Below are 7,099 nucleotides of genomic sequence, written 5' to 3'. Positions count from 1 at the left end.
GCCCATCAAATCAAATGCGCCAACTAAAAATTACTAATCCCGGTTTTACCGGACAACAATATAATTGAATCAGATAAAAACTATGACTTTTTTATTAAATATTATTATAAATTAATGGATAATTTTATGGTTTCTTCTAATTATAAAAAATGACCCGTACAGTAGCCTACTTAAGAGTATCAACAATAGATCAATACCTAGAAAAGAACAAAGCTGATATCCTGCACCTAGCCAATGACAAAGGTTTAAGCAGAGTAGAATTTATTAAAAAAAAATTTAGGAAAAGTTTCCTGGAAAAATCGAAAAATCGGACCGCTTCTTAATGAGCTGAAAAAGGTGATATCATTTTACTCAGCGAATTTTCCCGACTTGGGCGAAGTATGCTTGAGTGTATGGAGATTATTTATATGGCAGTTGAAAAGGGTATAAAAATATATACAGTAAAAGGGTAGATGTCTTTCGACCGGAAATTGAAGCACTGCTTATTAATGGTTCTTCACAGAAGTTCATTGCTTTACGCTTCAAAGTGACCGAACCTACTCTATGCAATTGGATGAAGAAAAATAATATTACAAAATATTCGCTTTCATAATATCTGTAGATTGTAGTTTACACAACATAAAAATCCAGTTGATAGTTACTAACCTAAATTTGGTATGATAGTTTAATTTATGACTACTAAAAATAATAATAAGCCTAACAAAGATGGACCTTCACTAGAAAGGTGGGTCAAACTTTATACCCACTACTTATATAATTGGGCTCTATTTAAGACTTCCGATAAACAAGTAGCAGAAGATCTTCTACAAGATACTTTTTTGGCTGCATATCAACAGCTAACTGCATTCAATGGTGATAGTAACCCAAAAACCTGGCTTTTGGCCATTCTTAACAATAAAATTAAAGGTTATTATCGTGCCAGGTGTAAAGATGTTGGCTATAATGCACACTCCAAAATAGAAGATGGCCAAATGTTTGCGAAATTCTTTGATGACAATGACCGATGGAAGAAAGAAGAAAAACCATCATTCTGGAAAGTTGATCAAACACATTTACTGGATGATCCCGAGTTTAACAAAACGCTGGACTCTTGCATGGAAAGTTTACCTGAACAGTGGAGGTTTGCTATGAACCTCAAATATATAGAGGAAAAAAAAGGCGCATTAATCTGTCAGGAATTGGATATTTCTCCAACTAATTTTTGGCAGATCCTTCACAGAGCAAAATTGCAATTGAGAAAATGCCTTGAAATGAAATGGTTTAAAGCCTAGATAATGAATAAACTAATGAACTGGATGATGTTGTCTTGTAAAAAGGCAACTGAACTAATTGAAAAAAAAGCCTTGTTCGATTTATCAGCAAAGGAAAAAATAATGCTGAAGCTTCACACTTCTATGTGCGATGGCTGTTCCGCTTATCAAACACAAAGTTTGCTGATAGATGAATTGCTTCAGCATCACATTACCAATTTTTCATCTAATGATAATAAAATGGAAAATTTAGAAAATCGTATAATCTCCAAACTCAGAGAAAATAATCTATAATACCTCACGTCTAAAATAAACAGAAAAATGAAGCCAATGTGGCCTTCCATTTCATAACTGAGTAATTTTAGAACTCCTAAAAATATAGGATTCTCATATTAAAGAGCCTTGTTTTTATGCTGAAAGTTTTTTATGCCGAAGCGCTTTATCAATTGTCAAAAAATCCTTTTTCAAGTGGTTTTGATAACTGTTCTACAGATTCAAATAATAGATTTCCTGCTCTCTTATAGATATTGGAGCTATATTGTTTTAATGTTCTGGCAACCTGTCAGGTCTTTATTATACAATAAATTCATACTCATTTATGCACTGTGTAAAAATAAAATAAAAAAAGTGTCAGGTTATCTATAAAACAGCAACTACTCTCATAAATTAATCAAGTTACTTAATATTAAATTATGAAAAAGTTAGTTATTGCAACAATGCTGTTTATGGGAATAGCAATCACGGGTTTTGCCCAATCTACTAAAGTTATTGCTTTAGTCAACAAAGCGACTTGGTGCCATGTTTGCCAGGAGAATGGTCCACGTTTTGAAAAACACATTATGCCTATGGCCATGCAGAATAAGGATGTTCAGATTGTAATGAATGACCTTTCTGATGCAAAGACCAAGGCTGCCTCATTACCAATGCTTAAAAAGGCAGGTATTGAAAAATTTGCATCTAAAAATACTGGAACCGGTATGCTTTACTTTATCGATGCAAAGACCAAAAAACTTATTTCAGAAGTTAGCCTTGCAGAGAACAACGAACAAATCAAAAAAGTTTACATGGCGGCGCTTGCCAAAGGTTAGTCTTTAACTACTAAACCAAAATAGGGTTAATTAATTCTAAAAGATTAATCCTATTTTAAAAACAGATCATGGATACGATAAAAATAAAACGGGCAATAACCGGCGGTATAGCTGCAACAGCAGGGATGACCATTGTGATGTTAATCGCTCCCATGATGGAATGCCGGACATGAAGATTGGAAATAATTGCCAATTTTGTGCAGGTATTTATGGTCTTATATTAGGATCAACAACTAAAGGCAAAATCTAAACTTAAAGTAGATGAAAGTTATATTAACTAAAATAATAGCTATAAATTTAAGGCAGGTGATTTACCTTTTAATGGGGATTTATATGCTTATTACTGGCATGTTAGAGAAAGACTGGACGATCGGGAGCATTAGTTTGCTGCTATTTTATCAGGTGATTTTCAATACTTGTTTATTTGGGTCTTGCTCGCTGCCTAATCGAGGCATTAAAATACCCAATAAACAAACGACATGATGATATGTTAGTCTTAAGTACTAAATAAATGAAAAATGAGTGATCACTACTACAATGCTGATGATCTGGCCAAATTTGGCAACATCGCTGAGTATCAAAAAGAAATGTCGGATAAATTTTTTTCCTATTATGGAGAGGTATTTAAAGACGGCCATTTGACTGCTAAAGAGAAATCATTAATTGCGCTGGCGGTCGCACATGCCGTTCAATGCCCCTATTGTATAGATGCCTACAGTAGCGACGCTTATGAAAAAGGATATAGCGAGCAACAAATGATGGAGGCAGTTCATGTAGCGGCAGCAATAAAAGGGGGAGCAGTATTGGTACATGGTGTACAAATGATGAACAAGGTAAAAGAGATCGGAATGTAAGTATGAAGTCACTCAAGGTATTAAATCACAGGCTTTCTGACTCTAGTAACCAGTTGGCTATATTGGAAGATGATGGTTTGCATAGGCATGCCTCTTTCAAAGCCCGATTAGAAGCTCTGGGCGAATTTCCTTTACGGGCAAATGGAGTAGAAATACTACAGATCAATATCGGTAAAATGTGTAATCAGGTTTGTAAACACTGCCATGTTGATGCAGGGCCTGACCGCAAGGAAATCATGACGATAGAAACCATGCGTTTGTGCCTGAATACATTGGCTAATTCTGCTATCAAAACCGTTGATCTTACCGGAGGAGCTCCAGAAATGAACCCCAATTTTCGGTGGTTTGTTACCGAGATAAAAAAATTAGATAAGCATATTATTGTCCGTTGCAATCTGACCATTATATTGGCCAATAAAAAATATCATGACCTGCCAGAATTCTTTAGGCAAAATCAGTTAGAAGTTGTCTCCTCATTGCCCAGTTTCAGTAAAGATCGCACAGATCGGCAGCGAGGAGATGGTGTTTTTGAAGATTCTATCAAAGCATTACAGATGCTAAATGAAGTTGGGTACGGGATATCCAAAAATGAACTGCAACTTAACCTGGTTTACAATCCTGCTGGTGCTTTTTTGCCACCATCCCAGCAGGCATTGGAAGCTGAATACAAGCAGGCGTTATTAAAAGAATTCGGTATCAGTTTTAATAACTTATATGCGATAACCAACATGCCAATTAGCAGATACCTTGATTACTTAATTTCTACTGGCAATTATGATAAGTACATGGAAAAATTAGTAAGCGCTTTTAATCCCTCGGCTGTTAAAAATGTCATGTGCCGCAATACCATATCGGTAAGTTGGGATGGTTTTCTTTACGATTGCGATTTCAATCAGATGCTGGAACTGCCTGTAAATACGCCACATACGCTACACCTTAAAGATTTTAATCTGAGTGCATTAAGCACCAGAGAAATTGTAATTAAACAGCATTGTTATGGATGCACTGCCGGCGCAGGGTCGAGCTGTGGAGGTGAAGTTACCGTTTTATCCTAAAAACAATGAAAAAATGCCTTGCTGAATTTATCGGGACCTATATTATGGTATTTTGCTGTACCGGAGCGTTTTGATTGATCATCAGGCCCATACAGTGACTCACCTAGGTGTAGCCGTAACATTTGGTCTAGTGGTTATGGGTATGATTTATACCTTTGGAAATATCTCCGGCGCACACTTGAACCCGGCAGTTAGCATAACCTTTACCCTAGTAAAACGTTTTCCGTTAAGTAGCTTGGGACCATACATTATAAGTCAAATCTCCGGTGCAACCCTGGTAAGTATAACCTTGAAATATTTGTTCCCAAACAACCATGATCTAGGATCAACGGTGCCTTCAGGCAGTAGTGGACAGTCACTGATTTTAGAGATAATTTTAGCGTTTATCTTGATGCTGGTGATTATTAACACAGCTACTGTGAGCAAAGAGCAGGGTATGTTTGCGGGATTGGCGATGGGTAGAGTGGTATTGTTTGAGGCATTAATCAGTGGAAATACAAGTGTACTATGGATCTGCATTTTAGCCCCAGTAGTAGGGGCTTCATTTGCAGTGATGTGCTGGAAATATTTATTTTAAACCAAATCTTATGAATAAAGAATATCTGGAAACAACAAAAAAAATATATAAAGAAGCTGCCGAAAATCCTCAGGTTGGCTTATGCTGTACAACTACTCCAATATGGCAATTGCCCGGTTTGGAGATACCTCAAGAAATGCTGGAAATGAATTATGGATGCGGAAGCACCGTAAATCCCAGAGATTTGGTAAACAACCCTAAAATTTTATATGTAGGTGTCGGCGGTGGAATGGAACTCTTACAATTTGCCTACTTCAGCCGGAATACTCACAGAGTTATCGGAGTGGACGTCGTAGAGGAGATGATAGGAGCCTGTAAATTGAATTTTAAAACAGCAGAAAACTTAAATACCTGGTTCAAAAGTGAATATATCGATCTAAGAGCTGGTGATGCTTTGCATTTACCAGTTGAAGACAACAGTATTGATGTTGCCGCACAAAACTGCTTATTTAACATCTTTAAAGAAGAGGAATTAAAACAAGCATTGAAGGAAATGTATCGTGTACTTAAGACTCATGGCAGATTGGTTTTGAGTGACCCAACTTGCGAAGTTTTTATGCCTGATGTACTCAAGGATGATGAACGGTTACGAGCACTTTGCCTAAGTGGTGCGCTACCTTTAAAGGATTATATTAAATTGATCACAGACATTGGTTTTGGAACTATCGAAGTTAGAGCCAAAAGACCCTATAGAATTCTGGATCCAAAGCACTATGAAACCAGCGAAATTATCTTTATCGAAAGTGTGGAAGTTTGTGCCATTAAAGACCCTATGCCAGAAGATGGCCCATGTGTATTTACCGGCAAAACTGCGATTTATTATGGTGATGACCAATACTTTGACGACCAGAATGGACATGTACTGGTGCCTAACCAGCCTTTGTCTGTCTGCGATAAAACTGCAGGTCATTTATCAGCCTTAAATCGTAATGATATTTTCATTTCTGAAAGCACCTATTTTTATGATGGCGGTGGCTGTTGCTAAAAATAAACCTAAACAAGGTAAGATGAAGCAAGCACTATTGATTTTTGTAAAAAATGCTGTAAAAGGTAAAGTAAAAACCAGATTGGCTGCCACAATCGGAGATGATGCAGCTTTAGAAGTTTACAACCGGTTGTTGGTACACACAGAAAATTCAACAAAAGATACTTGTGCTCATAAAATTGTTTTATATTCAGATTTTATCGACTCAGATGACATTTGGAAGGAAGAATTGTACGACAAGCAGATTCAGTCTGGAAAGAGCTTAGGGGAAAGAATGCGCAATGCATTTGACTATGCATTTAGGTGGGAAAATGAAAAAGTTGCCATCATAGGATCAGATTGTTTTGAGATCAATAGCGACATTATTGATCAGGCATTCGAGAAGCTAGGCAATTGTGAGGTGGTAATAGGACCCGCATTAGATGGAGGTTATTATCTTTTGGCGTTAAATAAATTGCATAATGAGCTCTTTGTAAATATAGATTGGAGTACGGATAAAGTACTGAGCCAAACCATAGAGATTTGTGAAAATAATGGTCTGAAGGTGGCTAGGCTCCAGGCATTATCAGACATAGATAATGAAGAAGACCTAAACAAATTTTATAAAAATAGTCAGCATTTAAAATGATCAGTATCATCATTCCTGTGTTTAATGAAGAGTATATCATTGCGAATTGTATCTTAAATATAAGAGCTACCTGTGCTACGGACCAAATTGAAATTATTGTGGTAGATGGGGGTAGTGATGATGAGACTTTTGCTATAGCGCAGGAATATGGGGCCAATGTAGTACGAGGTAAGAAAGGAAGAGCGAGCCAGATGAATTTAGGTGTGGCGGTTGCAACAGGAGAACTTTTATATTTTCTTCACGCTGATAGTTTAACGCCCCTACACTTCGATCTGGCGATATTAAAAGCAATTCAAAATAACGCTAAAAGCGGTTGTTTCAGACTGGCTTTTGATCATAAGCACTGGTTTTTAAAGGCAAATAGTTGGTTTACCCGTTTTAATGTAAATGCAGTTCGTTTTGGCGATCAAAGCCTGTTTGTGTTCAAAGAGGTATTTTATAAAATCGGAGGGTTTAGGGAAGATCTGCTTATTATGGAAGATCAAGAAATAATTCACAGGTTAAAACGACAAGGTAAATTTATAGTGATCAGAGATTATGTATCCACGTCTTCAAGAAAATACCTGGATAATGGAATGTTTAGAATGCAGGGTATATTTTTTCGAATCTGGGCCCTCTACTATCTGGGCTATCCGCAAGCAAAAATATTGAAAACTTACAAG

10 protein-coding genes are annotated in these 7,099 nt (G+C 36.7%); all 10 read left to right on the top strand.

All coding sequences use genetic code 11. The annotated features are described in order from the left end of the window. Positions 1 to 380: 380 nt before the first annotated feature. Positions 381 to 452 (top strand): hypothetical protein, encoded by a 72-nt coding sequence (locus ADIARSV_RS23135; protein ID WP_394331144.1) that lies wholly within the window; start codon positions 381 to 383, stop codon positions 450 to 452. Between the two features lie 219 nt (positions 453 to 671). Then, a complete protein-coding gene (locus ADIARSV_RS05945) occupies positions 672 to 1,271 on the top strand; it encodes a sigma-70 family RNA polymerase sigma factor (RefSeq protein ID WP_016194523.1) in 600 nt (199 codons plus the stop codon). A 3-nt stretch (positions 1,272 to 1,274) separates the two neighbouring features. Beyond that, complete coding sequence (locus tag ADIARSV_RS05940; protein WP_016194522.1) at positions 1,275 to 1,544, top strand: hypothetical protein; 270 nt, start codon at positions 1,275 to 1,277, stop codon at positions 1,542 to 1,544. Positions 1,545 to 1,942: 398 nt separating this feature from the next. Then, on the top strand, positions 1,943 to 2,338 hold the full coding sequence (locus ADIARSV_RS05935) for a hypothetical protein (RefSeq protein ID WP_040299258.1): 396 nt from the start codon (positions 1,943 to 1,945) through the stop codon (positions 2,336 to 2,338). A 518-nt stretch (positions 2,339 to 2,856) separates the two neighbouring features. Further along, on the top strand, positions 2,857 to 3,192 hold the full coding sequence (locus tag ADIARSV_RS05930) for an arsenosugar biosynthesis-associated peroxidase-like protein (protein ID WP_016194518.1): 336 nt from the start codon (positions 2,857 to 2,859) through the stop codon (positions 3,190 to 3,192). A gap of 2 nt (positions 3,193 to 3,194) precedes the next feature. Continuing rightward, positions 3,195 to 4,247 (top strand): arsenosugar biosynthesis radical SAM (seleno)protein ArsS, encoded by a 1,053-nt coding sequence (gene arsS, locus ADIARSV_RS05925; protein WP_016194517.1) that lies wholly within the window; start codon positions 3,195 to 3,197, stop codon positions 4,245 to 4,247. Between the two features lie 52 nt (positions 4,248 to 4,299). Beyond that, positions 4,300 to 4,824 carry an aquaporin gene (locus ADIARSV_RS05920; RefSeq protein ID WP_200864721.1) on the top strand — a complete coding sequence of 175 codons (525 nt, stop codon included), beginning with the start codon at positions 4,300 to 4,302 and terminating at the stop codon, positions 4,822 to 4,824. A gap of 10 nt (positions 4,825 to 4,834) precedes the next feature. Beyond that, positions 4,835 to 5,809 carry an arsenosugar biosynthesis arsenite methyltransferase ArsM gene (gene arsM, locus ADIARSV_RS05915; RefSeq protein WP_016194515.1) on the top strand — a complete coding sequence of 325 codons (975 nt, stop codon included), beginning with the start codon at positions 4,835 to 4,837 and terminating at the stop codon, positions 5,807 to 5,809. Beyond that, entirely contained in the window at positions 5,754 to 6,437 is a 684-nt protein-coding gene (locus ADIARSV_RS05910; protein WP_200864720.1) for a TIGR04282 family arsenosugar biosynthesis glycosyltransferase, read from the top strand. The genes arsM and ADIARSV_RS05910 overlap by 56 nt, the downstream gene beginning before the upstream one ends. After that, on the top strand, positions 6,434 to 7,099 hold a 666-nt coding region (locus ADIARSV_RS05905), incomplete at its 3' end, for a TIGR04283 family arsenosugar biosynthesis glycosyltransferase (RefSeq protein WP_040299256.1). The genes ADIARSV_RS05910 and ADIARSV_RS05905, both read left to right, overlap by 4 nt.

Source organism: Arcticibacter svalbardensis MN12-7, from assembly GCF_000403135.1.
Taxonomy (GTDB): domain Bacteria; phylum Bacteroidota; class Bacteroidia; order Sphingobacteriales; family Sphingobacteriaceae; genus Arcticibacter; species Arcticibacter svalbardensis.
The sequence above is the reverse complement of the archived record's forward strand: the minus strand, read 5'-3'. Positions and strand labels throughout refer to the sequence as shown.